This is a genomic window from Pseudonocardia sp. P-1, from assembly GCF_058111925.1.
In genome coordinates, this window is record NZ_JBYJZH010000003.1 from 82,890 (window position 1) to 109,109 (window position 26,220).

The window sequence follows — 26,220 nt, forward strand, 5'->3', positions numbered from 1 at the left end:
CACACCCTCCGCAGGAGGTCCTCACCCTTCAAGATCAGCTAGATCGTGTCGTCACACGAGTTCGACCAACGTCTCCGGTCAGTACAGCTAGCGATGGCGGCAATAGTCAGGCGTGGGCGAGGTCGGAGAAGCGGCTGTAGTGCAGCTGGTGCGCGACGGTGATCGTCGTGGTGGGTCCGTTCCGGTGCTTGGCCAGGATCAGGTCCGCCTCGCCGGCGCGGGGGTCGTCGTTCTCGAACGCGTCCGGGCGGTGCAGCAGGACCACCATGTCCGCGTCCTGCTCGATCGAGCCGGACTCACGCAGGTCGGACAGCATCGGGCGCTTGTCCGTGCGCTGCTCGGGACCACGGTTCAGCTGGCTCATCGCGACCACCGGCACCTCGAGCTCCTTGGCCAGCAGCTTGATCTGCCGGGAGAACTCCGAGACCTCCTGCTGGCGGGACTCGACCTTGCGGCCCGAGGTCATCAGCTGCAGGTAGTCCAGGATGATCAGCTTGAGGTCGTTGCGCTGCTTGAGCCGGCGCGCCTTGGCCCGGATCTCCATCAGCGTCAGGTTCGGCGAGTCGTCGATGTAGAGCGGTGCCTCGGAGATCTCCGACATCCGCCGCGCCATCCGGGTCCAGTCCTCGTCGGACATCCGGCCCGCCCGCATGTCGGCCAGCCGGATCCGCGCCTCCGCCGACAGCAGGCGCATCACGATCTCGGACTTGCTCATCTCCAGGGAGAAGAATGCGCTGGTCATGCGGTGTTTGATGGAGCAGGAGCGGGCGATGTCGAGGCCGATCGTGGATTTCCCGTAGCCGGGGCGTGCGGCGACGATGATCATTTGGCCGGGGTGTAGGCCGTTGGTGATGGTGTCGAAGTCGGTGTAGCCGGTGGGGACGCCGGCGGCGAGGCCGCCGCGTGCGGCGATGGCGTCGATTTCGTCCATGGTGGGCTGGAGGAGTTCCTCGAGGACCGTGTAGTCCTCGGTGGTGGTGCGTTCGGTGACCTCGTAGACCGCGGCCTGGGCGCGGTCCACGACCTCGTCGACCTCGCCGCCCTCGTTGCCGTGGTAGCCGAGCTGCACGATCCGGGTGCCGGCCTCGACCAGCCGCCGCAGGATCGCCTTCTCCCCGACGATCTCGGCGTAGTACGCGGCGTTGGCCGCCGTCGGCACGGTCGCGATCAGGGTGTGCAGGTACGGCGCACCACCGAGGCGCACCAGCTCGCCGCGCCGCTGCAGCTCCGCCGACACCGTCACCGCGTCGGCCGGCTCGCCCCGGCCGTAGAGGTCCAGGATCGTCTCGTAGACCGTCTGGTGCGCGGGCCGGTAGAAGTCCTCCGGCCGCAGCACCTCGACGACGTCGGCGATCGCGTCCTTGCTCAGCAGCATGCCGCCCAGCACCGACTGCTCGGCCGTGAGGTCCTGCGGTGGCTGGCGGCGGTCGTGGGTGTGGGTGGCCGGGGGGGTGGTGTCGATGGGCTGGGCGGTCATCGGAACCTCCGGGCGCGGAAGGGGCGGGGGGTGCGGCGTGGTCCGTGGGCGCGGTCGGCGCGGGCGCGGGCGAGGGCCCGCTCGTGCGCGCTGCCGGTGGTCGGTTCGTGCGGTTGGGCCGGGGCGGGCGTGGTGGGCGCGGGCTGCTCGGCCGCTGACGTGCTCTGGGCGGTGGGGCGGGTCCGCCGCCCCTCATCGAGCGTCTTGTTGATCTGGTGCAGGTGGCTGGTGCGGCTCTGCGGGGTGGCGACCTCGGCGTCGGGGCGGGCCGCGTTGCGGCGGGCTTGGAACTCGCGGGCCCAGCGGCGCACGAGCTGGGATTCGGCGGTGGTGCGCTCGGTGGTGGTGGCGGGCAGGTCGGTGGGGGACAGCTCGGTGGCGCCGTAGGGGAGCCGCTGGGCGGCGGCGTGGCCGCGGGCTAGGGCGGCGGAGCGGCGCTGGCGGGCGTCGACGGTGGGCGAGACGAGCGGGCCGTTAGTGTCGCGCCACCAGCTCAGGCGGTGGCGCAGCCAGCCGTCGGGGCGGCGCAGCTGGTGGGCGGGGCAGCGGTAGGCGGGTTCGGCGGGGCCGTCGTGGCGGGGCCGGTGTGCGAGGGCGTAGCGCAGGTCGTTGTTGGTCCAGCCGGCCTGCCACCAGGTGCGGGTGATGGAGCGGATCCAGCGCGGGGTCAGGCGGCGCAGTGCGGGGTCGGTGCGCAGCTCGGCGGCCGCGGCGAGCATCTCGGCGCCGGTGACCGGGACCCGACGATCGAAGTGGCCGCCCTGCTTCTCCTCCTGGCCCGGCCCGTCAGGGCCGTATTCGCCTCGGAAAGGTGGGCTGACCTGCGAACTGTGGACGCACGCCCTCGCGCGTGTAGGAACCCCTGTAGAAGTCTTAGAAAGATCTTTAGGTGTGTGGGTTGGGGTCCAAGTTGTGTCTGTAGTGGTCTGTGCGGCGGCGTGTTCGGTGCTCTGCTCGCGCGGGTCCGGCTTGGTCGGGACGTCCTGCTCGGCGGCCTCTGAGGCGGGCACGCGGAGCTGGTAGACCGCGGCCCGGTTGCCGGAGAGGTGCTGCAGGGCCAGCGGGCGGAACTGTGGGGTGGTGCCGCCCTCGATGCGCAGCAGCCAGCCGTGGTGCTGGAGTTCGGCCAGCCAGCGGGCGGTGCTGCTGCGCCGCCATCCGCTGGCGTGCTGCAGGCGCTCCCAGGTGGGCCAGCTGGTGTGGTCGTCCCAGTCGGCGCGGCGGGCGAGTTCGGTGAGCAGGCCGCGCAGCCGCTCGGCGGCGTCGCGGCGGACCTGCTGGTACCAGGACGAGCCCAGCAGGGCGCGGAACCACTCCAACGCGGTGCGGGGGAGCAGGGTCGCGACACCGGCGAGCAGCTCGTCGGCGGCCGCGGCGTCGGCCTCGGGAGAGTCGGTGAGCTCGGAGGGGGAGATGTCGCCGCCGCCGGCGAACCAGCACGGCGCGCAGACGATCGACCGGAGCGGGGTGTTACGCGCGATTCCCGACCGACGCAGGCAGCTGACGCACATCTGGGGGAGCTCGATCGCCCCCGGGTGGGTCGGCCAGGACGCCGGCAGCCCTGCCGGTAGCGGCAGAACGGGCTGCACGAGGAGCCGAGATCCCGCGTTGGGGTTCGACTCACGTGACGCACAGCGCGATGGTGCTGTGCGAACTTCGGGACGCGCGCTACTATGAGAGCGCGCAGGCAAGCGTTGCGCCTCCCTTCTGGGAGGGGCTGGGTGTAGGAGTTGGCGCTCCGAACCCCGTTACGTTGGGCCCGTTCCTCTTGGCCGGAGGGACGGGCCCTAGCGCATTTCAGGGGTATGCACTCAGCCCGGATGTTCGATTGTCGTGACGCCGCTGCGGGCGGCGACCGAGGTCAAGCAGACCGTCTGAGCGCCTCCTCGTGAGGTGGCCCCTCGGCGAGATGCAGCTGGTCGTTCTCAGGGCTCGTACGCCGGTTGGGGAGCATGTCTGCGAGCGTGGCGGCTGCGGCCTGGATCTCATCGGGCCGCTCGAACGCCACGAGCAACGCCGCGAACAAGTAGTCGTTGCGCGTCAGCCCGAGGTCGCTGCGCTTGGCGTCGACCCGGTCGGTGATCTCCGGCGGCACACGCGTGCCGACCAGCTCCCTCGGCCCCTTGTAGCGCTTCGCGGCCCCGTTGGGCCGCCGCCTCCGCTCGCTCATGGGGTGCATCCTGTCAGCAGTACTTGTTACAGGCTGATGCGACGCGCCGAAGGTCTCGGAACGCATTCTCGACCACTCTCCGTATCCGGTACGGTCGCTGTCCGTCACGGGAGTTGTTCGCTGAGCGCCTGCAGAGCTGCCCGGACGCGCCTCACTCGGGCGGCGGGCTCGAGAAGTGCCTCGACAGGTGCCAGGCACGAGACCGAGCGCGCTGCTAGCAACAGGTCGAGCGCAGCAGTGAATAGGTCGTCGCGGAGGAAGTCCGACCCCTCTGCCGCGAACGACGTCTCAAGGGTCGGTGCGATATCGCGATCGGGCGAGTAGCCCAACGCCTTGTTGGCGGACACGAGATCCTCCCCAGTGGCGGCCAGCTGATCTCCCCGCTGGCGGCCACGAAACTTCCCCACTGATGGCCGTGGTTTCTCCCCACTGAGCCGTGTCGCCGCCGGTTGGCGGCGGCGTCGTCCGGCTTGCTGTGCCTCGACAGTGATCGTCGGGAGCTGCAGGGAGCCGGGTTTGAAGACCAGCGAGGAGATCATGGAGATCCTGGAGGCATACGACCTCACCGGCGGGTTGCGGGCGGCCGCAGCCCTGGCCGGGTGTGATCACAAGACCGTGGCCCACTACGTCGCGCTGCGCGAGGCCGGTCACGCCCCGGGCCGGCGCCCGCGGCGGGCGATGAGCCTGGACGAGTTCTTGCCGAAGATTGAGGAGTGGGTGGACCGGTCGAAGGGTCGGATCCGCGCGGATCGGGTGCACGACAAGTTGACCGCGATGGGTTTCGCCGGTTCCGAGCGCACCACGCGGCGCGCGGTCGCCGAGGCGAAGGCCAGCTGGCGGGCCGGGCACCGGCGGGTGTTCCGGCCCTGGTTGCCCGAGCCGGGGCTGTGGCTGCAGTTCGACTGGGGCACCGGCCCACGGGTCGAGGGACGCGACACGCTGCTGTTCTGCGCGTGGTTGGCTTGGTCGCGGTTCCGGGTCGTGCTCCCGGTCCGCGACCGCACCCTGCCGTCGCTGCTGGGGTGTCTGGACGCCACGCTGCGCCGGATCGGTGGGGCCCCGACCTACGCGCTGACCGACAACGAGAAGACGGTGACCGTCGAACACATCGCCCGGGTCCCGGTCCGCCATCCCGACGTGGTCACCGCCGGGCGGCACTACGGGATGACCATCCGCACCTGCATGCCCGCAGACCCGCAGACCAAGGGCGGCTCGGAGGCCACCGTCCGGATCGCGAAGGCCGACCTGGTCCCCACCGACACCAACCTCGGTGAAGGTTATGGCGACTTCGCCGAGCTCGAGGCGGCGTGTCGAGCGTTCTGCGAGCGGGTCAACACGCGCCCGCACCGGGCGACCGGGCGGGCCCCGGCCGAGATGCTGGCCGAAGAGACCACTCGGCTGCACACGTTGCCGGTCGCGGCGGTGACCACCGCGTTCGGCGAGACCCGACGGGTCGGCTGGGACGCCACGATCTCGGTCGGCGGGGTCCGTTACTCGGTGCCCTGCGAGTTGGTTGATCAGCGGGTCTGGGCCCGGCTGGCCGGCGACGAGCTGGTGGTCACCGTCGTCGACACCGACGGGCCCCGCGAGGTCGCCCGGCACCGGCGTGGGCGGCGAGGGACACCGCAGATCCGCGACGAGCACTACCCCGACACCCATCCGTCGCGGCGCACCGTCCCCGGTGACCGCACCCCGCGGGCGGGCAGCGCCTCGGAGGAGGCGTTCCTGGCGATCGGGCCCGGGGCCGGTGACTGGTTGACCGAGGCCGCCGCGGCCGGGACGTCGCGGATGCGGTCGAAGATGGCCGAGGCGGTGTCGTTGGCCAAGCTGCACAGCATGGCCGCGGTCGATCAGGCCCTCGGCGCGGCGGCGCTGGCCGGCCGGTTCGCCGACGACGACCTGCCCGCGATCCTGGCTCATCAACGCAGCGGCCCACCTGCCGCGCCACCGGCGCGGGCCACGGAAGCACACAGCCTGCAGACCGGCACGAGCGCCTGGGCCCTGTTCGGCACGTCAGCCACGGTCTCGGCAACCGGTCAGGAGACCGCGTCATGATCGCCACCAGCACCAAGCAGGCCACCAGCCCGGACACCGCCACCTCCCCGGGCCCAGGCCCGGCACCGGCGTCCGGGCAGACCATGGACGAGATGCTGCGCCTGGCCCGCCGGCTGCGGATGCCCTACCTGCGCCAACACGCCCCCGACGTCCTCGCGACCGCGCGGGCGCAACGCTGGGACCCCGCCGAAGTGCTGCGCGTGTTGCTGGCCGAGGAGATCACCGGCCGCGACGAGGCCACCATCCGGCTGCGCCGCAAGAAGGCAGGCTTCCCCGCCGGGAAGACGTTCGAGGCCTGGGACGCCCACGCCTCCTCGATCCCGGCGGCCTCGCAGCAGGCGCTGCGCACTCTGGAATGGGTCGACCGGCACGAGAACCTATGTGTCTGCGGCCCGTCGGGCACCGGCAAGAGCCACTTCTGCGAGGCACTCGGGCAGGCCGCGATCGACAGCGGCCGCACCGTGGCCTGGTTCGCCATCGACGAGCTCGGCGCCCTGGTCCGGCGCCACCGCGCCGACGACTCGATCACCAAAGCCATCGCCCGGCTGACCCGGGTCGATCTGGTCGTCGTCGACGACATCGGCATGCTCCCGATCGGCCAGGACGCCGCCGAAGGGTTCTATCGGCTGGTCGATGCCGCCTACGAGCACCGCTCGCTGGCGGTCAGCTCGAACCTGCACCCCTCCGGGTTCGACGAGCTGATGCCCAAGACGCTGGCCACCGCCACGGTCGACCGGCTGCTGCACCACTCCCACATCTGCCTCACCGAAGGCGAGTCGTTCCGACTCGCCCAGGCCACCACTGGGAAAGGGGTGAAGCCGCTACCCACCTGAACAACCGGGGAGAACCCCTGGCCACCAGTGGGGACAAACCGTGTCCGCCAGCGGGGAGCAACCCTGGCCGCCGTTGGGGAGATCTTCATGGCCGTTGACACGCCTCGAGGGTCTTGTACACCTGCATGTCCTCTCTGTCCTGTCACGGGCGGAGGAGCCGCCCTCGGCGTTCGTGACGCCCGGAGGGCGACGTTGCCGAAGCGGTGCCTGCACAGTGTCTATCACGGAACACCGCTTCAGCGAAGTTGTACCATCCCAGTGGATTGGCGAACTTCGCTGTGGCACAGTAGGCGCTGCACATGCAGATGCAAGCCGAAGGGGGAAGCGGGATGACTGAAGACGACGGAGGCAGCGTGGCTTCGCCGTCAACAACGATCGCGCTCCGCCTTGAGCGGCTCTTCGATGCCAGCTGGCCGCCGGACGCACCGCAGCGTCAGTGGCGGAACCGAGAGGTCGTCGCAGCGTGCCGGGCAAGCGGCAGGGACCTCTCCGAGTCCCACCTGAGCGAGCTTCGGCGCGGGATCAAAAGCAACCCGACCTCGAAGACCCTCGAAAGCATCGGCTGGTTCTTCGGCGTCCGACCAGGCTATCTCGTCGATGACGAGGTCGACCCGGCCATCGAACGCGAGCTTGCGGAACGAGCTCGTCAGCGCGATGCCGCCCTAGCCGAGGCGGCTGAAGCCGCGAGGCTCGAGCGCGACGCCGCCCTGGACTTGCAACGTGCCATGCGGGAGTCGGGGGTTACCCGCGCGGCACATCGTGGTGCGCATGGGGACCGTCGCAAGCGGGCGAAGATGATGCAGGCGCTCGCGAAGGCGCTCCGCGACGACGATGACGAGCAGGGCTTCGCGTAGGCAATGGGCGACACGTCACCCGACCCCTCCGCCAGGCGGTCGCACGGCGTTGCGCTGATCGGCTGCCGCTCGCTGGTCGATACGCTCTATACGGTCACAGCTACTGCCCGTGAGGAGCGAGCGATTCTGCATACGGAGGACGAACTTCGGGTCCGCTGCGCGGATCTGCTGGATGAGCTCGGTTTGGCGCCTCCCATCGACGCCTGGCAGCTATGCGAGGCGCTGGCGGAGCGTCGCCAGCGACGTATCAAGGTCCAAGGCGCTGACCTCGGTGGTGTGACCGTTGTTGGTCATCTGTTGGCCGCACCTGGGTATGACCGGATCCTTTACGACTCCCGCGCACCGCTAGCCCAACAGGAGCTAGTGATCTACCACGAGGTCACCCACCTGCTACTTGGTCACCTCGATACGGAGGACTCTGCCGCCCTCACCTGCGGGGCACTGCTGGACGAGGACGGTGACGCCGCCGAGACAGGCCTTCAGTACTCGCTCGATCACGAGTGGGAAGCCGAGACGGGGGCCACAGAGTTCGCACGCCTAGCAGCGCTGCGTCCACGCCCCCACGAATACATTCGCCAGTCAACATGGCACGCCGAACGCGGCGTCGCCGCCACTCTCGGGATGGTTGCCTCACGTTGGAGGTCTCGATGATCTTCTGGTTCGAGGCTATCGCCTCTGTCGTACTCATCGCACTCACCATGTGGCAATGGCACCAAGTCCGCCACAACAGTGGCGATGCAGCTTTGAAAATCTTGGCCGTCGGCGTCACCACCCTTGCGTTCATCATGACGATGTCGGTCGCCGATTTCCCGCTCACGGCGCCAATCCACGACGTACTTCGCGCGGTATCGTTCACCAATATCGCATGGACCCTGCTTTTCTACTGCTTTTCGGTCTTCTTCCTCCTCGCTCAGGTCGGGAACGAGCGTCGCAACCCCAAGCGCATCCGCAGGCAGGCCGTTGCCGAATTCGCCCTGTATATGGCATTTCTCGTGCCGGGACTTCTCGCCCTATACACGGCCGCCCCAGACTTCTTCGGGCGCGACAGAGACCCGGACAGCTACCTCACCGCTCGCAACATCATCTACTATATCGGTACGGCGTTCTATCCGATCTTGGCATGGTCCATCGGCGCCGCCAGGGCAGTCAGCTACCTCCGGCTGCTAGCTCACAAATGGGCGTGGACAGCAGTAATTGGAATCATTGTCGCGATGGGCGTCATGGCCATCGGCGTGAATGGCGTCTCGTTGGCCCGGCAGGGCCTCTACATCGCCTATCCCGGTTCCAAATGGCCCGTCATGAGCGACCTCTACAATACCGGCCGCATCGGAGGACAGATCCTTCTGGTTCTGGCGCTCGTCTCGATCCCACTGGCTTCACTCACGGCTCGTGTCCGCGAACGTCGAGAGCTTGACCGCAAGAACTGGTATGCCGACGCACTTCAGCCCCTGCGGAGAACGCTGATCGGCGAGTTCCCAGACGTAGAACTACCGAGCAGGCGCTCTACCGAGGCCCCGAATCCCGAAATCGGTCGCACGATGATCGAGGTGTCGGACGGGCTCGCCTATCTCGCCGAGTGGGACCTCCCCGCTGAGGACGGCTCGGTGGCGGACCACGTCGCCTCCGCGCTGCGGGCGAAGCGGGCAGCTGCGGATTCGCCATGGGCGACGTCCGCCGCTCCCACCACGTTCGACGAGCACGAGCTCCCCCAGTGGGAGCCTGACTTCCCTGCCTCGGAGTGGGAGGCAAGGGCGCAGTGGATGCTCGCGCTACAGAACGACCTCCTTCACAGAGGTGTGCTGACGGAACAGCCGGTCCCCGGACTGACGTAAATGACCGAGCCGATCAGCCCATCACGCCTCGCGGTCCATGACACCTCGCCCATCGTCGATGGCTCGACAGCACGGCAGAGCCTGCAGAACTCTCTAGAGCTCGCTCAGCTCGCCGACGAGCTCGGCTTCGCCCGCTACTGGGCGGCTGAGCTGCATGGCATGAGAGGGGTCGCTAGCTGCGCTCCAGCGGTCTTGGCCGCTCTGGTCGCCAGCACGACTCAACGAATCCGGGTTGGCGCCGGCGGCGTGCTGCTTCCCTATCACTCTCCGCTCGTCATCTCCGAGCAGTTTGGCACTCTAGAGGCAGTCCATCCCGGTCGCATCGACCTAGCAGTGGGTCGCGGCGCCGGCGGGCCCCGCGCGGCGCAACTTGCTGTGCGCGCCGATACGGATGCCACTACAGCAGGGTTCGCCGAGCAGGTCAGGCTTCTGCGTTCGTACTTCGCGCAAGAGCTTACCGACAAGGTGCGGTCTGTCCCCGGCTTCGGCAATGAGCCGCAGCTATGGATGCTCGGTGGCAGCGAGGACAGCGCGCAGCTCGCTGCAGCTCTCGGCCTTCCGTACGCCTTCGGCGGATTCTACAATCAGGATGACACCGCAGGAGCGGCTGAGACATATCGGATGGCGTTCTCAAGCGCCGATGGCAAAGCCCCCTACCTTGCGGCTTGGGTCGGCGTGATCGCCGCCGATACCGACGAAGAAGCAGAATTCCTCGCGAGTTCGTACCGCCTGAAATCAGTCGCAAGCAGATTATGGGGCAGGAAGATGAAGCTGCCTGATCCTCACGTCGCGCAGGAACACAAACTAACGGATAAGAACGAGCTCCGACACTTCCATCGGGCTACCGATGGATTCATCATCGGCAGCAAAGAACGAGTGCGCTTCGAGTTGGCAGAGTTCCTGTCGAGAACCGGGGCGGATGAACTAATCCTGAGAATGCCTATCTACGACCACGAGAGCAAGCTCAGGTCGATGAAGCTATTGACTTCCGAGGCACGCTAACGGGGGGTATCGCCAATGGATTGGACTCATTCTTGGGCTACGAGCGATGTCGAGGCGCCTGACACGATCCACCTAGCCCCGGACAGCGGCACTAGAGAATTGGCATGGTCCGTTGCCGGGCCATTCACTCCTGCCCATGTTCTGGAAGCGGCAGAAGAAATCGATCGAGTCACCCGTTTCCTCGCCCACGCGACACAGCAGCCCCAGGCTCATACGGCCGTGCCTTGCGGTAAGGACCTGCACCGTCTTATCTCCGCGCTCTGCGCTGGCTTAGGACGCCTGGACCAGGTCCTCCTCCAAGTTCGCCACCGCGCACGAGACTGCGTTATCGCATCCGAGGGGAGTGCATGTGCTTCCGACATAGATAGCGAGGCGGCGGACCTCCTGCAAGCCCTGGGTTCCGCGGCTGAGCAGGTTCGCGACGCTGTAGCCACGATGGCTAGTGCACGTCATTCGGCGGAACGCTTCTCATAAGAGGTCATTGCAGAAGTCCGGGAGCGGGTACCGGGCGCTCCCAGGGGCGGTGGGAGCATCGCGGGCATGGCGAGGCCTCGGGTGACGACGAAGACGAAGATCTTCCGGATCGAGATCGTGCTGGTCGATGTCGAACCGACCGTGCGGCGGGTGGTCGAGGTCCCGGGTGAGGCCAGTCTCGCGGTCCTGCACGAGGTCGTGCAGGACGCGATGGGCTGGACCAACTCCCACCTGCACGAGTTCGAGATCGACGCTGTGCGCTATGGGATGCCTGATCCGGACTGGGACTCCGGCACGCTCGACGAGGCCAAGACGAAGCTGTTCCGGGTGCTGGCCGCCGGGCAGGACGCGGGCTATGTCTACGACTTCGGCGACAACTGGCACCACGTCCTGACCGTCGACGCAGTCACCACTCCAGAGCCTGGGGTGCGCTACCCGCGCTGTGTCGAGGGGCAGGGTGCATGTCCACCCGAGGACGTGGGCGGGGTGTTCGGCTACCCGGAGTTCGTCGACGCGCTCGCCGATCCCGATCATGCTGAGCACGCCGAGCGGGTCGAGTGGTGGGGCTCGGACCAGTTCGATCCGCACCATTTCGACCTCGCCGGCACCGACCGAGCGCTGGAGCGGTTGGCCTGGTCGCCGCTGGCCGGGTCGAGCGCGACGGCGCGGTCCTGATCCACGAGGTCTGTCCTAGAGGTCGGGGGCGTGCGGGCGTGGCCGGGGCCCGGGCGGACGGGAGGGCGTGCGCGCCCCGCCTGCCCGGGGGTGCTCGGCAGCGCCGGCGCCGGCGCCGGTGCCAGCGCCGGTGCCAGCGCTGGTGCCGAGGCCGGAGAAGGCGGCACGCAGCTCGTCGGCGCGCTGCAGCCAGCCGTGCAGCTGATACGGCCTGCTCCCGTCGAGGGACACGATGGCGGGGGCGGTGCGCAGCTCCTCGGCCGCCAGCGACAGCACCGTCATCGAGGCGGGGGTGAAGGCCCCATCCCGGGCGTCGCTGCCGAGTTCGTCGATCCACTCGCGGTCGTCGTCGGCCAGGGCGAACCGATCGGCGGCGGTCGTGAATCCGGCCGCGATGGCGGCGAGCTCGCCCGCGCGGTCCTCTACCCAGGCGGTCTCGGTGTCGCGGCGGGCCTCGGCGGCCCGGGCGGCGCGGCGCGCCTCGCGGGTGATCTGCTCGTCGGGCCGGTCGAACTGGAGTAGGGCGTCGAGGCGGTCGATGCGGTCCTTCACGCCCTGCTTGCCGATGCCGACCTGGGCCCCGAGCTGGGACAGGAACAGGTTGCGGGCCACCCCGGCCTTGAGCCAGGCCAACTCGCGGCGGCGGTCGGCCCACCACAGGTAGTTGTTCAACGTCAGCGCGTCGGCCACGTCGGCCTGCAGCACCCAGCGCGGCACCCGGGTGTGGCGCTGCAGATAGTCGAGCACCTCTCTGACCTGCGGGTTGTCCGGATCATCCGGGAGTTTCCACCGGTCGGGATCGTCGACCTTGACCCGCCGCGCCACGATCCGCGCCATAGTCCGTGAAAGTTCAACATCCGAGGGTCGCGGGCGGGGCGCCATCTCGTCAGCAAAACACAGACACATAATCGGCACCAGTCTGGCTCGTGATAATCTGACTTATCGTGAGCCAGTCGCCACGGCCGACCGCCCGATTTGTCCGACTCGAGCCAACGCCCACCCAGTCCGAAACATCCGAAGCGTCCGTTTCGGCCGAGCTGGAAGCCGAGCCGACAGGCGAGTCGGGCGCCGGGCTGGCCGACGTCCGGGCGCGCATCGCCGCCGTCGACCGGGCCGCCGCCGACTACCTGCACACCCACCGCCCCGCCCACACCACCCGCGCCTACGCCGGCGACGCAGCGCTGTGGCGCCACTACACCGCCGCGGTCGGGGTCCCGCCCACCGCGTTCTCGCCCGGGCTACTCACCGGCTTCGCCGTCTGGCTCGAGACCGGGGCCCACCGCGCCGACGCCGCGCCGGCCGCCCCGGCCACCATCCGCCGGCGGGTCTACGGCGCCGTGGCCGCGCTGCGCGAGGCCGGGGTCACCGTGCCCGCCGGCGCGGCCACCCCGGCCAACGAGGCGATCAAAGCCTACGAACGCCGCCTGGCCCACACCGGAGCCCGTCGCGGCCGCGGCCCGGCACCCGCGCTCACCGTCCAACACCTGCGGGCGATCTGCGCCGAACTCCCCACCACCCTGGCCGGGACCCGGGACCGGGCGGTGCTGCTGCTCGGCTTCGCCACCGCCGCCCGCCGCGACGAACTCGCCCACCTCCACGTCACCGACATCGCCGACGACCCGCACGGGCTCGTGATCACCATCCGGCACAGCAAGACCGGCACCCGCACCGTCGCCGTGCCCCACGGCCGCCGCGCGGCCACCTGCCCCGTGCGCGCCTGGCACACCTGGCGCGACGCGGCCGGATTGTCAGAGGGGCGGGCGCTGCGTGGCATCGACCGCCACGGCCGGATCGCGGCCTCGATCACCGCCGGCGCCATCGGCACCCTGGTCAGCACGGCCGCCGACCGCGCCGGCCTGCTCGTGCATGTCACCGCACACTCGCTGCGGGCCGGCCTGGCCACCGAAGCCCGCCGCGCCGGCCACGACCCCCTGACCATCGCCCGCCAAGGCGGCTGGGCCGACGGCTCGACCGTGCTGTTCGGCTACATGCGCATCATCGACCAATGGGACGACAACGCCCTCGACAACATCGGACTGTGACAAGTCCGTTCCGGCGCGACCAGCGCACCAAGCCCGCACACCCCATCTCGCCCGCCGGCGGTCTACGGCTCGGGGCCCGCGACCATGACGTTGCTACCAGCATCTCAGAAGCATGTGCACAGGACTCCGAACAACCGTGCACACGACTTCGGACATTGACACTCGGCATCGGTGATCCGGGGCGGGGTCGCCATAGCGTCAGCATTTCACTGACGCTTATTCGGACACTCCTGGGACGGGGATTCGGTCAGCGCTCCAGCTCGAACAACGCTGCCTGCGCGACCGGTTCCGCGAGCGGGAGCTGTGCGGCTCGGCGGGCGCACTTGCGGCAGGTGGCCGGGTCGTCGGTGGCGATGAGGTCCCCGGAGGCGGCGAATCCCGACCAGCCCTGGTGGCAGGCGGGCACGGGTAGGATCAGCTCGCCGAGCCACGGCCGCCAGGTCACCTCGTGCACGATGCCGGACCGGCCGATACGCAGGCGGCGGCCGGTGAAGTGATCGGCCTGCTCCTGGGCGAACCCTTCGGGGCTGACCCTGGCACGGGGGAACAGCTCCAACGGTGCCGCCATCCCGAACCTCCTTGTGTGCCCCTTCACCTGCGGGCCACCACCTTGGCACGGGACTCCGACAGTCCACGTGCGATGGCCTGGGCGGTGGTGCCCTCAGGGGGTCGGCAAAGTCAGATGATCTTGATTAGCTGAAGTGGACGAAGGGCGTCGCGGCTGTGATGTCGTAGCGCTGCGGCGATGTTGGTGGCTCCGGCCAGGCGGTGCAGGCTGATCACCAGGTTCCGCAGTGAGGCCATGACCTGCGGTCCGGCACCGGTGCGGACCGTGGAGAGGTCTTCGGCGAAGGTGACGTCGCGGACCCAGTGCAGTCCGTTCTCGATCTGCCAGTGGCCGCGGATCCAGGCGGCGAGTTCGTCGGGGCGGGCCTGGTGCGGGCCCAGGTCGGTGATCGCGTAGACGGTCTCGGTGCGCCACCGGGGGCGCCGGCCCGACCGGGTGTTCGCGGGGCGGGTCTTGCGGGTGATCTGCAGCGCCTGGGCGGCGTGCGGGAACTCGATCCCGGCCGCGATGGTCACGACCTTGATCGTGCGGATCTCCCGGCGCCCGTGCGCAGTCTGCACGCTGCGATGGTCGGGCTCGCTCCCGCGCCAGGGCAGCCCGGCGAGCTGGCGGCGCAGCCGGGGCTGGTTGCCCTTCACCGTCAGTACCCAGTGCGCGCCCCGGGCGCGCAGGTCGGCGACGTGCTCGCGCTGGGTGTGTAGTGCATCGGCGGTGATGACCACCCCGGTCAGGTCCAGGCCGGTCAGAGTGTCGAGCAGCGGCGCGAACGCGGTGATCGCGTTGGTCTTGTCCCTGACCTCGACCTGGCCGAGCACGGCCCGGGTCTGCTGGTCGATCACCGCCAACAGATGCCGGGCAGTGCCATGGTCACCACGCGAACCGCGCACGGTCTTGCCGTCCAGGGCCAGCACGCGGCGCCGGCCGACGGATGCACTCGACGCGCACAGGCGCTGCACGAACCCGCCGATCACCGCGTCGAACCGGTCGGCGTCGATCTGACCGAGGATCCGGCGGATCGTCGACTCCGACGGACACCGATGCTCCACGCTCAGCGCGGCGGCGACATCGGCCGGCAGGTCGGTGACCCACTCGGCGACCGCAACGAACGAGCGAGCCCCAGCCGCGACCGCGCACACCGCGGCGGTCAGCACCACGACCAGCCCGTGGCGGACCCCGCGACGGTGGCGCGGGTCGATCACCTCGCCCAGGGCGTCGGCCAGGTTCGGGGCCAGCACGCCCGGATCGGGTAACTCCACCCCGTCCACCTGGTCGGCGACGGCAGCGATCGACAATGATGCAGGCGCGGGCACGGCTCTCTTCCGATGATCAAGGCTGGCGTCAGAACCGCCATGATCACCGTCAGGGCCGTGCCCGCACCCGTACCTACGGCCGCGTGTCGTCGCAGCTCAGCGCCCAGTCACCGCGACTTTGCCGACCCCCTGGTGGTGCCCTCCCCACGGTGACCACGGGAGTCGAGGGCAAGGTGGTCGACAGACCACCGCGGCAGCACCTGCCGTTCAGCCCACCCGAGCACCGCGGCGACGGGATCATCAAGCGCCGGGCCGGTGGGATGGGGCCCAGACCTCGATGTGCGTCGTCCCGTGCCCGTACCAACCCGGCTGCTCGTAGTCGACGCGGCAGCCCCAGTCCCTCTGCGTGGGCGCCGATCCTGTCGTGCAGCTCGACGACGGAGGAGTAGTTCGCCGCGGTGATCACCAGGGGTCTGCCATTGCGAATCCAGGCAAGCTGATGGTCGAACATGTCCAGCGTAGGGCATGGAACGCTAATGCCCCGGAGGTGGTGATTTCGAACTAGCTCGAGGCATCGGCCCCCTGCAAGCCAGTGAGCCTTTGCCAACCTGATCACGCGCTGGCGATCATGAGGGTCTGAACTGCGGCGATGAGCCTGTCGGCGGTGTTCGGGCTGGACCGGATCTTGCGCAGGACTCGCCAGTTCTTCAGCTCGGCGTTGACCCGCTCGCCCGGTCCGCGACGGTGGGCGTGGGCGGTGTTCACGTCCTTCTGGTGTCGCGACAGCTTCCGGAATCGGCCGGTGTCGGGGTCCTTACGTCGACGCCGCTGCGGCACGGCGACCGTAGGACCGGCGCCTTGGTAGGCGGTGTCGGCCGCGGCGGGGATCTCATGCTCGGCCAGGGCGTCGATGATCCCGTGCTCGCGGGCTGCGCCCATGTCGTGCCGCGCGCCCGGCATCGGCGGGGAGATCCACACCAGGCGGCCGACCGGGTCCGCGATGACCTGCACGTTCAGTCCGTGGGCTTTGTGCTTTCCAGAGTAGAACGCCCGGTCGTAGCCCGATGCCATCCCGACCCGGTCGATGCGCAACAGGGTGCCGTCGAGGATCACGAACGCCTTCCGTTTCGCGACCTCGATGGCTTGTTCCAGGGTGGGGGCCTTCGCGGCGAGCAGCTCGATCCCCTCCTGGATGTAGCGGTAGACCGTGGAGGTGCCGACCCCGAACCCGCAGGCCAACTCGGCGTAGGTGTCGTTCTTGCGCAGGTGCGCGACCACCAGCAGCGCCTGGCGGCCGGCGGCGAGCTTGCGCCACCGGGTTCCACGGGCGGCGCGGTGTCCGCGCAGGAGATCGGCGAGCAGGTTGAGCGCGCGGCTGGACACGGTCATCCCAGACGGGTAGGACAACACCTTGAAGCTCCTGGTGGGACGTGTTGATCTAGTCAATCGCCCGTCTACCAGGAGCTTCACCCATTCGAGGCCACGACACGCCGCAGCCCGCTGACCTGCTCATCCAGCAGGTTGGCAAAGGCTCAGTGCCTCCGGACACGTTGCCGGTGGTGTCCATGATGTCTGCCGACGGCGGCTGTTCATTTCCATCGTTCGTGCCATGTCGTCCATCGTGGACGAACAACCTGATAGCCGCCGGAGCTAACGTAGAGCCGCTGTCGCGGCGTCGGGTCATCAGGAGTCCGTCACGTCGACCGTTCGGAGCCGACGCGACTGGTACAGGTACGAGCCGATGAGCCTGATGAATTCGTCGGCGCGCTCGTTCTCGCCGGCCAGCGCGCCGGTGAGCTTGCCGAACGCGCCCTCGTTCAGCACCGCGGCGTCGGTCAGAGTCTCGCGCAGCTCCGGCGAGGCTAGGAACTGGTCGACGGCGTTGTGGTCGATCTGATCAGCGATGCGCTGGTCCTCCTCGGCCATGCCGGCCGCCGCGATCACGAACCCCTCGATCTGGGGGTCGGCGAACTCCGCGCCGAACAGCGAGTTGATCCGGGCGACCACCTCCGACAGCAGCGCCTGCTGCGGCTCCGTGCGCGAGACACCCGACCCGACGCCGGTGATCCCCTTCAGGTCCGGCGTGTCCTGGTCGCCGGACAGGCCAATGTCTGCCCGGCCCTGGTCAATCTGGCGGACCCGGCGCAGCTCGAGCCCGGAGACGTCGGTGTCCGCGCCCAGCTCGTCCGACGGGAGCAGCCGCGACAGCTGCCTCAGGAACTCGGCGAGCTTCTCCAGGTCGCTGGTGCCGTAGTCGACCACCTGCGACATGAAGTCGTAGAGGCGCACGTAGGAGCCGCAGTCCTTGCGGAACGTGCGCAGCTGGTCGAGAGCCGGACCGTCCTGCTGATCCGTCGCCTCGGCCCAGCGGCGCGTGAACTCGTCGCGAGCCGGGGTCACCGCGGCGGCCAGCGCGGCGTGCGACTGCGTGGGCGCCCACCACGACTGCGCATAGCGCTCTACGTCCTCCAGCGCGTAGATCCTCGCCTCGGCCAGCTTGGTGGCGAGCCGGTGCACAAGGTTCGGATCCGTGGCAGTCTCGACATGGGCCTCGAGGTAGTAGGCAAGGAACGCCTCGCGGATCTCCTCAGGATCGTTCACGAAGTCGAGCACGAAGGTGCGCTCCTTCACTTCCCCCGAGGGTGCGCGGTAGGTGCGGTTGAGCCGGGACAATGTCTGAACCGCATGCACGTCCGGGAGCCGCTTGTCAACGTACATCGCGCACAGTAGCGGCTGGTCGAAGCCGGTCTGGAACTTGTCGGCCACGAGCATCAGCCGGTACTCAGGCCGACGGAACTCGCGGGCCAGGTCCGAGCTGAGGCCCGGGTTCATCGACGCCTCGGTGGCGTCGGTCAGGCCGTACTCGTCGTCGCTGATCTTGTCGGAGAACGCGACGATAGACTGGTAGCCGTAGCCCTTTTGCGCGAGATACTTGTCGACCTCGACCTTGTACCGGACCACGGCCTGCCGGGAGTCCGTGACGATCATCGCCTTGGCGTGGCCGTCGAGGAGCTGGGCGACGTTGGCGCGGAAGTGCTCGATGATGATCTCGACCTTCTGGCCGATGTTGGCGGGGTGCAGGTTCGCGAACCGCATGATCTTGCGGGCGGCGACCTTGGGGTCCACCAGGCGGTCATCGCCGCTCTCCACGATGCCCGTGACGACGCCGTCCTCGCCGCGCTGCTCGATCTCGAACGCGGTCTTGTAGGTCTGGTAGCCACGCAGCACGTCGAGGATGAAGCCCTCCTCGATCGCCTGACGCATGGGGTAGACGTCGAACGAGACCGGTAGCCCCGCGTCGTTCTCGCGCCCGAAGAGCGTCTTGGTCTTGGTCTTCGGCGTCGCCGTGAAGGCCAGCAGCGACACGTTCCGAGCTCCGGCCCGGGCCGCGGTCTCCGCAGCAATCTGCTGCTCGCGCGCGTCGTCGGCCTCGACCAGCTCGTTGACGACGTCTTGGGCGTCGAGCTCTTCCTCGGTGGCGATCTGGCCGCCCTCGGTGAGGACCTTCTTCAGGTCGGCGGCGGTCTTGCCCGACTGGGAGGTGTGCGCCTCGTCCACGATCACGGCGAAGTTTTTGTCGCCCAGCGTGGTCTCGAGCAGACCCTTGACGTAGGGAAACGTCTGGATCGTGACGACGATGATCAGCGCCGAGCCGGTCAGGGCGTCCAGCAGCGCGCGGGACTTCGAGCCGCCCGAGCGCCGGACGGCGGCCGAGCCGATGACGGCGACCGTGCCGACGGTGTCGTCGACCTGCTCGACCGCCTGCTGCAGCTGCGCGTCCAGGACACGACGGTCGGAGACGATCAGCACCTTGTCGAAGGTCTTCTCGTTCGCCTGGTCATGGAGACGGGCGAGCCGGTGCGCCGTCCAGGCAATGGTGTTGGTCTTGCCCGATCCGGCGGAGTGCTCGATCAGGTAGCGGCGGCCGGGCCCCTCGTCCGCAATCGACTCGACGAGCTTCTGGACCGCGCGCCACTGGTGGTAGCGCGGGAACATCAGCGTCGTGGACCGCGTGATCTTGCCCGTGGCGGGGTCCTCGTCGGCCTCGGTCTTGAGGAACATCTGCGAGCCGAGGATTGCCAGCCAGTTGTCGCGCTGCAGCACCTGCTCCCACAGGTACGAGCTGGCCGAGCCGTCCGGATTCTGCGGGTTGCCGGCAGCGCCGGTGTCCTCGTGGCCGCGGTTGAACGGTAGGAAGTAGGTCTTCTCCCCCGCCAGCTTCGTGGCCATGTGGACCTGGTCGTCGTCGACGGCGAAGTGCACCAGGGCGCGGGTCCCGAAGCCTAGCAGCGGCTGCCCTGCAGGGTTCCGGTCGTTGCGGTACTGGCTGACGGCGCTGCGCCACTCCTGCTTGAAGAACGACTTCAGCTCGATGGTCGCCAACGGGAGGCCGTTGGCGAACAGCACGAGGTCGATCGAGCGGGAGTCCCCGCGCTTCGGCGAGAAGTGCACCTGGCGGACGACGCGCAGTCGCACCTTCTGGTAGTTCTCGGTGACTTCCCTGTTGAGCGTAGTGGCCGGCTTGAACTGGCACATCCGCAAGTGCGCGGTAGCGCCTCGGGTGTGGGCGAACTTCCGGCGGAGCACGTTAAGCGTGCCGCCGCCCGAGCTCATCGGCGTGTCCAGCCGGGCCACGAGCGAGGCCAGCAGCGCCTCTCGGTCCGCCGCCTCGGCGGCGGTGCCGACGCGGACGACCTTCGCGTACTCGTCGGGCTGCGTCTCGCTCAGCCACCGGTGCACGTCCTCCGGCCAGATCGCCCGCTCGGCGTCGTAGCCGTCGTCGGTCTCGCTGTACTCCCAGCCGTTCGCGGCGAGGTGCTCGGCAATCTCGGCTTCGAACGCCTTCTCGCGGGTACCGTCGGGTGCCGCCATGGTTCAGCTCGCTTTCCGTGCCGTGCGTACGTCGATCTGCCCGGTCACCGCCGCCGTGATCAACGCCGAGCGCCGCTCCTTGGCGAGGGCGATATGCTCCTCGGCTTTGGCGATCAGGGCGTCGATCCGGGAGGTCTCCGACTTGATCCGCGCGGCGGCGGTTTGCTGCACAGAGAGGGGCGGGACGATCACCTCGATGTCGGCTAGATCCTGCCAGTAGAGACGCCACTGGGAGGGCCGGATGCCCCGGGAACGGAGCCGGTACTCAAGAACCATCTCTGGCGATCGCAGGCGGAAGTGGGAATATTCGGGATCGAGGCCTGCCGTGGTTGGACGCAATACCTCGTAGTCCCCGCTGACGATTCCACGGTGAGCGGAGACTCCCAGCGATCCCTGCCACGCCTTCATCTTGTTGACGACCAAGTCGTTGGATCGAACCAGCAGGTAGCGATCGACGTTCTCCGGTGTCTTGTTGAAGTTGTCGGACCGGGACGCCTTCGGAACGACGCCGTATTCTCGATATACCGATAACACTTCCTCGTCAGGCCTGTTCGACTCACTCGACGGGCGATAGAGCCACCGCAGCCGTAAAGATTCTCCACCCACTCCGGCTAACACGTGATCGAGCACCGATCGCTTGCGCTCGGCGAGGAAGCCCAGCAGCTCCTGCTGTTTGGCCACGAGCGTGTCGATCTGGGCCGTCTCGTGATCCAGGTAGTTGGCGATGGCGCGCTGCTCGTCGAGCGGTGGCAGCGGAATCGTGACCTTGTTCAGGTCAGTGCTGCGAATCCCGACACGGGTCACACCGGCCGCGGCAACGCCCCACTGACGCGCGATGGGCTCTGAGTCGAGTGCCCAGTACAGGAACTTCGGAGTGACCTTTCGCGCGTCGGGCCGTACGATTGCGAGGTGGTATCCGCAGATGAGGTCGTCGGCTTCGTACTCGACGAAAGCCGGGACGCCGATGTCGTCTGCAGTCTCCGAGTCTTTGGTAATGAGGGTGTCGCCGCGGCGAATTCGGAATTTCGTGATCTGGTCACGCGTCGCAGAGGCGACCATGAAGTCGAGCGAGTCGGTGATAGAGTCGTTCTTGTAGACGTCCACGTAGTTGCAGAGGCGAACCGCAGGCTGGCCGTCGACTGTGTGCTTGTCGACGTTGCTCGTCCTTGCGTCTGCGACCTCGAAAAGTCGAGCACCCGTCCACCCGGACGGGATGTCGCCCAGCCACTTCTGCACCCGCTCGGCGACCGGATCCTCGATTACGACGCTCACGACTCCACCTCACGCAGCAGCGTCATGATCTCGCCGACGACCCTCTCGAGGTCGGCGTCGATCTCCGCGAGCGGCCGGGGCGGCTCGTAGGTGTAGAAGTGCCTCGTGAACGGGATCTCGTAGCCGGTCTTCGTCTTCGACCAGTCGATCCAGGCGTTCTCGACGTGCGGCTTCACCTCGGCGTCGAAGTACGCCTGCACGGTCTCCTCGAGGGCCTTGTGGGTCTTCGGATGATCGCCCCAACCGAACGGCACGTTCTCTGTGTCGCGCAGGGCGATATCCGGCTCCGGCTCGCCCTTCTGAGCACCCGAGGTGTACACGCAGATGTCTGCGCCCTCGTCGTGGACGCCGATCGTCTGCCACAGCGTCTTGCGCTGCGCGGCGGTCAGACGGAGGACCTGGTCGCCGAGATGTTTGCCGAGCTCGCGGTTGAACTTCTCCCGGTTCAGGTACGGCTCGTCGCCGAACGACTTGAGGGCGTCGGTCAGGCCTGAGATCTTCCCGAGCGTCCTGTGCTCGGCTACGGCGCTGATCGCCTCCGGCGTGCACGCGAAGCGGAGCTGGAGCGGGCGCTCGACAGTGACGGTCCAGTAGGCGAAGTCGAGGTTGTCGAACACCTTCACCGGCACCTTGGCCGCGTCGTCCTCGCTCTCGATCCCGGCGAAGGCGCGCACGATCGCCCCGCGATCCTTCTCGGCGATCTCGACGCGCTTGGAACCGATCGACTTGCGCAGCTTCGACCCTAGCCCGGTGGCGTCGATCAGCTGCACCCTGCGGGCGCGATCCCCGGGCTTCGCGTTCGACAGGATCCATAGGTACGTCGCGATGCCGGTGTTGTAGAACATGTCGTTCGGCAGCGCGACGATCGCCTCGACCAGGTCGTTCTCCAGCATGTGGCCGCGGATATCCGACGGCCCGGAGCCCGCGCCGCCGTTGAAGAGCGGGGAGCCGTTCAGGACAATGCCGGCCTTGCCGCCGCGGCCGTTGTCGTCGACATCGCGCATCTTCGAGGCGACGTGAAGCAGGAACAGCATTGCCGCGTCACCGACGGCCGGGAGCCCGGGTGCGAACCGGCCCTGTCCCCCGCGGGCATGCTCGTTCTTCACCTCGGACTCGACGGCCTTCCAGTCGGTCCCGAACGGCGGATTGGAGAGCACATAGTCGAAGCGACGGCCCTCGAAGCGGTCGACCACGAGGGTGTCGCCCTGCCGGACGTTCGACGGGTCCTGGCCCTTGATGAGGAGGTCTGCCTTGCAGATCGCGTAGGTGCGGGGGTTGATCTCCTGCCCGAACAGCGCCGTGGACGCGTCGGGGTTGAGCCCGTGCAGGTGCTCGTCGGCGACAGTGAGCATGCCGCCGGTGCCAACCGTCGGGTCGTAGACCGACCGCACGGTGCCGCGGTCGCGGAGGGCCTCGGTGTCCTCGGCGTAGACGAGGTCGACCAGGAGCCTGACGACGTCGCGGGGCGTGTAGAACTGACCGGCACCGTCGTTGGCGGATTCGGCGAACCGGTAGATGAGGTTCTCGAACAGATCGCCCATGTCGGCGTTGGAGACGGCGTCAGGCGACAGGTCGATCCTGTCGAAGTGGCGGGTCACCTGCGCCAGGCGGTCCCGCTCGTCGAGGGTGCGGATGACGTTCTCGAAGCCGAAGGACTTGAACACGTCCAGGTTCGCGGAGAAGCCGCCGACGTAGTCGATGAGGTTCTCGGCCAGGTTGTCCGGGTCCTGCAGCGCCTTCTTGAGCGTGTAGGCACTGGTCGTCCAGAACGACAGCCCGGCGCTGTCCTCGGTGCGGGTGGTGATCTTCAGGTGCGTGCGCCGCTGCTGCTCACCGGGGTACTTCGCGACGATCTCGGCCATCGCCTCGCGGTGCGGGTCCATTACGCACTCCAGGCGGCGCAGCACGGTGAACGGCAGGATCACCGAGCCGTACTCGGCCTCAGCGTAGGGACCGCGTAGCGTGTCGGCAACACTCCACACGAAGCTCGAAAGGACTGACACGACGGGTGCTTCTCCGCATCTGATCGGCGCTGAGCATGCCGGTGGGACCGGCGATCAAGGTAGTGCGCCTCGCACCTTAGTGGCGAGCGCAGACACTGAGCCTTTGCCAACCTGATCAAGCGTTGGCGATCACGAGGGTCTGAACTGCGGCGATGAGTTCGTCGGCCCGGTTCGGGCTGGAGCGGATCTTGCGGAGGACTTTCCAGTTCTTCAGTTCGGCGTTGGCCCGCTCGCCCGGTCCGCGGCGGCGGGCGTGCGCGGCGTTGACCTCCTTCTGCGCCCGCGACAGCCGCCGGTAGCGGCCGGTGTCGGGGTCCTTGCGTCGCCGGCGCTGGGGAACCGCGACGGTCGGGCCGGCGCCCTGGTAGGCGGTGTCGGCTGCCGCCCGGATCTGGTGCTGGTCCAGAGCATCGATGATCCCGTGCTCGCGGGCGGCTCCCAAGTCGTGTCGTGCACCGGGCAGCGGCGGGGAGATCCACACCAACCTGCCGATCGGATCGGCGATGACCTGCACATTCAACCCGTGGGCCTTGTGTTTCCCCGAGTAGAACGCGCGGTCGTAGCCGCCGGCCATGCCGACCCGATCGATCCGCAGCAGGGTCCCGTCGAGGATCACGAACGCCTTCCCGATCGCGACCTCGATCGCCTGCTCCAGGGTCGGGGCCATCGCGGCGAGCAGCCTGATCGCCTCGCGCAGGTAGCGGTACACCGTCGAGGTCCCGACGCCGAATCCACAGGCCAGATCCGCGTAGGTCTCGCCCTTGCGCAGGTGCGCGATCACCAGCAGGGCCTGGCGGCCCGGGGTGAGCTTGCGCCACCGGGTGCGGCGCTGGTTGCGGTGTGCGCGCAGCGCGTCGGACAACACGTGCAGGGCGCGGCTGGACACGGTCATCCCGGACGGGTAGGACAGCACCTTGAAGCTCCTGGTCAGGCGGTCAGATCTAGTCAATCGCCCGTCTACCAGGAGCTTCACCCATCTCAGGTCACGCCACGCCGGACACTCGCTGACCAGTACGAACACGAGGTTGGCAAAGGCTCAGTGCAGGCACGGATGCTTCGACCCACTGGCCTGGACGTCGTGATGCTCCGCCCAGGTCACGAGCGCTTCGCGCGCGCTCTCTGCGATCACACCACCGGGCCCGGGGGGTCGGCAAAGTCAGATGATCTTGATTAGCTGAAGTGGACGAAGGGCGTCGCGGCTGTGATGTCGTAGCGCTGCGGCGATGTTGGTGGCTCCGGCCAGGCGGTGCAGGCTGATCACCAGGTTCCGCAGTGAGGCCATGACCTGCGGTCCGGCACCGGTGCGGACCGTGGAGAGGTCTTCGGCGAAGGTGACGTCGCGGACCCAGTGCAGTCCGTTCTCGATCTGCCAGTGGCCGCGGATCCAGGCGGCGAGTTCGTCGGGGCGGGCCTGGTGCGGGCCCAGGTCGGTGATCGCGTAGACGGTCTCGGTGCGCCACCGGGGGCGCCGGCCCGACCGGGTGTTCGCGGGGCGGGTCTTGCGGGTGATCTGCAGCGCCTGGGCGGCGTGCGGGAACTCGATCCCGGCCGCGATGGTCACGACCTTGATCGTGCGGATCTCCCGGCGCCCGTGCGCAGTCTGCACGCTGCGATGGTCGGGCTCGCTCCCGCGCCAGGGCAGCCCGGCGAGCTGGCGGCGCAGCCGGGGCTGGTTGCCCTTCACCGTCAGTACCCAGTGCGCGCCCCGGGCGCGCAGGTCGGCGACGTGCTCGCGCTGGGTGTGTAGTGCATCGGCGGTGATGACCACCCCGGTCAGGTCCAGGCCGGTCAGAGTGTCGAGCAGCGGCGCGAACGCGGTGATCGCGTTGGTCTTGTCCCTGACCTCGACCTGGCCGAGCACGGCCCGGGTCTGCTGGTCGATCACCGCCAACAGATGCCGGGCAGTGCCATGGTCACCACGCGAACCGCGCACGGTCTTGCCGTCCAGGGCCAGCACGCGGCGCCGGCCGACGGATGCACTCGACGCGCACAGGCGCTGCACGAACCCGCCGATCACCGCGTCGAACCGGTCGGCGTCGATCTGACCGAGGATCCGGCGGATCGTCGACTCCGACGGACACCGATGCTCCACGCTCAGCGCGGCGGCGACATCGGCCGGCAGGTCGGTGACCCACTCGGCGACCGCAACGAACGAGCGAGCCCCAGCCGCGACCGCGCACACCGCGGCGGTCAGCACCACGACCAGCCCGTGGCGGACCCCGCGACGGTGGCGCGGGTCGATCACCTCGCCCAGGGCGTCGGCCAGGTTCGGGGCCAGCACGCCCGGATCGGGTAACTCCACCCCGTCCACCTGGTCGGCGACGGCAGCGATCGACAATGATGCAGGCGCGGGCACGGCTCTCTTCCGATGATCAAGGCTGGCGTCAGAACCGCCATGATCACCGTCAGGGCCGTGCCCGCACCCGTACCTACGGCCGCGTGTCGTCGCAGCTCAGCGCCCAGTCACCGCGACTTTGCCGACCCCCTGCCACCGGGCCACTGGCGAATCCCCCGTCGATTTGCTCGACGCTTTAACGTGTTCACGTTAAACCTCCACGACATCCACGACGCATCGTTCTTGCTAATTGTGTCGTGGCTCGTTTCGAATTGAGCGGCAGGGGCACGAACGGAGACAGCGCCGTGGCGTTGACCGCCAGCGAGGCGCCGGCCAGTGCCTGCGGTCTGAGCCCGCTCGCAGGGCATGATCGTATCTTCTTGGTGACTAAAGTTGATACTCACGGGGTACAGTCCCGCCCTATGAGGAAGTGCGGCAGCGCGTCTCGCGTGCTGGACCCGGCCTGCGCGGGGAACCCGGCCGGGTCCGGCGCGTGCTCGCCTCGG

21 protein-coding genes are annotated in these 26,220 nt (G+C 68.4%); 8 read left to right on the top strand and 13 right to left on the bottom strand.

The genetic code is table 11. The annotated features are described in order from the left end of the window. Positions 1-106: 106 nt before the first annotated feature. The 4 genes from dnaB to AC0GKK_RS28385 all read right to left on the bottom strand — a co-directional run bounded on the left by dnaB (position 107) and on the right by AC0GKK_RS28385 (position 4,186). Positions 107-1,477 carry a replicative DNA helicase gene (gene dnaB, locus AC0GKK_RS28370; protein WP_357441013.1) on the bottom strand — a complete coding sequence of 457 codons (1,371 nt, stop codon included), beginning with the start codon at positions 1,475-1,477 and terminating at the stop codon, positions 107-109. Continuing rightward, positions 1,474-3,066, bottom strand: coding sequence for a hypothetical protein (locus tag AC0GKK_RS28375; RefSeq protein WP_489884213.1), 1,593 nt, complete (start codon positions 3,064-3,066; stop codon positions 1,474-1,476). The genes dnaB and AC0GKK_RS28375 overlap by 4 nt, the downstream gene beginning before the upstream one ends. A 272-nt stretch (positions 3,067-3,338) precedes the next feature. Beyond that, complete coding sequence (locus tag AC0GKK_RS28380) at positions 3,339-3,647, bottom strand: hypothetical protein (RefSeq protein WP_489884214.1); 309 nt, start codon at positions 3,645-3,647, stop codon at positions 3,339-3,341. Positions 3,648-3,751: 104 nt separating this feature from the next. Continuing rightward, a complete protein-coding gene (locus tag AC0GKK_RS28385) occupies positions 3,752-4,186 on the bottom strand; it encodes a hypothetical protein (RefSeq protein WP_489884215.1) in 435 nt (144 codons plus the stop codon). Here AC0GKK_RS28385 and istA point away from each other — a divergent pair. The 7 genes from istA to AC0GKK_RS28420 all read left to right on the top strand — a co-directional run bounded on the left by istA (position 4,164) and on the right by AC0GKK_RS28420 (position 11,372). After that, positions 4,164-5,702 (top strand): IS21 family transposase, encoded by a 1,539-nt coding sequence (gene istA, locus AC0GKK_RS28390; protein ID WP_489884134.1) that lies wholly within the window; start codon positions 4,164-4,166, stop codon positions 5,700-5,702. The genes AC0GKK_RS28385 and istA overlap by 23 nt on opposite strands. An 83-nt stretch (positions 5,703-5,785) precedes the next feature. Next, positions 5,786-6,535 carry an IS21-like element helper ATPase IstB gene (gene istB / locus AC0GKK_RS28395; protein WP_489884171.1) on the top strand — a complete coding sequence of 250 codons (750 nt, stop codon included), beginning with the start codon at positions 5,786-5,788 and terminating at the stop codon, positions 6,533-6,535. Between the two features lie 329 nt (positions 6,536-6,864). After that, complete coding sequence (locus tag AC0GKK_RS28400) at positions 6,865-7,389, top strand: hypothetical protein (RefSeq protein ID WP_489884216.1); 525 nt, start codon at positions 6,865-6,867, stop codon at positions 7,387-7,389. A 3-nt stretch (positions 7,390-7,392) separates the two neighbouring features. Further along, positions 7,393-8,040 (top strand): hypothetical protein, encoded by a 648-nt coding sequence (locus AC0GKK_RS28405; protein WP_489884217.1) that lies wholly within the window; start codon positions 7,393-7,395, stop codon positions 8,038-8,040. Beyond that, a complete protein-coding gene (locus AC0GKK_RS28410) occupies positions 8,037-9,221 on the top strand; it encodes a DUF6545 domain-containing protein (protein ID WP_489884218.1) in 1,185 nt (394 codons plus the stop codon). Before AC0GKK_RS28405 ends, AC0GKK_RS28410 begins: the two co-directional genes overlap by 4 nt. Next, entirely contained in the window at positions 9,222-10,223 is a 1,002-nt protein-coding gene (locus AC0GKK_RS28415; RefSeq protein ID WP_489884219.1) for an MsnO8 family LLM class oxidoreductase, read from the top strand. It abuts the gene before it with no gap. Positions 10,224-10,778: 555 nt separating this feature from the next. Continuing rightward, positions 10,779-11,372: a plasmid pRiA4b ORF-3 family protein gene (locus AC0GKK_RS28420; RefSeq protein WP_337826784.1), complete on the top strand. Its 594-nt coding sequence runs from the start codon at positions 10,779-10,781 to the stop codon at positions 11,370-11,372. A 15-nt stretch (positions 11,373-11,387) separates the two neighbouring features. On the opposite strand, the gene AC0GKK_RS28425 is transcribed toward AC0GKK_RS28420, so the two are convergent. Next, on the bottom strand, positions 11,388-12,209 hold the full coding sequence (locus AC0GKK_RS28425) for a hypothetical protein (RefSeq protein WP_489884220.1): 822 nt from the start codon (positions 12,207-12,209) through the stop codon (positions 11,388-11,390). Between the two features lie 107 nt (positions 12,210-12,316). Between AC0GKK_RS28425 and AC0GKK_RS28430 the strand changes: the two genes are divergently transcribed. Next, the gene (locus AC0GKK_RS28430) at positions 12,317-13,414 is read left to right on the top strand and encodes a tyrosine-type recombinase/integrase (protein ID WP_489884221.1); all 1,098 of its coding nucleotides are present in this window, start codon (positions 12,317-12,319) and stop codon (positions 13,412-13,414) included. 247 nt (positions 13,415-13,661) lie between these two features. Here AC0GKK_RS28430 and AC0GKK_RS28435 read toward each other — a convergent pair whose 3' ends face one another. From AC0GKK_RS28435 to AC0GKK_RS28470, 8 genes are all read right to left on the bottom strand, one after another. Further along, the gene (locus AC0GKK_RS28435) at positions 13,662-13,982 is read right to left on the bottom strand and encodes a hypothetical protein (protein ID WP_489884222.1); all 321 of its coding nucleotides are present in this window, start codon (positions 13,980-13,982) and stop codon (positions 13,662-13,664) included. 110 nt (positions 13,983-14,092) lie between these two features. Beyond that, the gene (locus tag AC0GKK_RS28440) at positions 14,093-15,238 is read right to left on the bottom strand and encodes an ISAs1 family transposase (protein WP_489884223.1); all 1,146 of its coding nucleotides are present in this window, start codon (positions 15,236-15,238) and stop codon (positions 14,093-14,095) included. A 606-nt stretch (positions 15,239-15,844) separates the two neighbouring features. Further along, the gene (locus AC0GKK_RS28445) at positions 15,845-16,642 is read right to left on the bottom strand and encodes a transposase family protein (protein WP_379674574.1); all 798 of its coding nucleotides are present in this window, start codon (positions 16,640-16,642) and stop codon (positions 15,845-15,847) included. A 273-nt stretch (positions 16,643-16,915) separates the two neighbouring features. Beyond that, complete coding sequence (locus tag AC0GKK_RS28450) at positions 16,916-20,104, bottom strand: type I restriction endonuclease subunit R (RefSeq protein ID WP_489884224.1); 3,189 nt, start codon at positions 20,102-20,104, stop codon at positions 16,916-16,918. A gap of 3 nt (positions 20,105-20,107) precedes the next feature. Continuing rightward, positions 20,108-21,376 (bottom strand): restriction endonuclease subunit S, encoded by a 1,269-nt coding sequence (locus AC0GKK_RS28455; protein WP_489884225.1) that lies wholly within the window; start codon positions 21,374-21,376, stop codon positions 20,108-20,110. Then, a complete protein-coding gene (locus tag AC0GKK_RS28460; protein WP_489884226.1) occupies positions 21,373-23,379 on the bottom strand; it encodes a type I restriction-modification system subunit M in 2,007 nt (668 codons plus the stop codon). Before AC0GKK_RS28460 ends, AC0GKK_RS28455 begins: the two co-directional genes overlap by 4 nt. Positions 23,380-23,494: 115 nt before the next feature. Continuing rightward, the gene (locus AC0GKK_RS28465) at positions 23,495-24,292 is read right to left on the bottom strand and encodes a transposase family protein (protein ID WP_489884227.1); all 798 of its coding nucleotides are present in this window, start codon (positions 24,290-24,292) and stop codon (positions 23,495-23,497) included. A gap of 243 nt (positions 24,293-24,535) precedes the next feature. Continuing rightward, positions 24,536-25,681: an ISAs1 family transposase gene (locus AC0GKK_RS28470; protein ID WP_489884223.1), complete on the bottom strand. Its 1,146-nt coding sequence runs from the start codon at positions 25,679-25,681 to the stop codon at positions 24,536-24,538. Between the last annotated feature and the right edge of the window lie 539 nt (positions 25,682-26,220).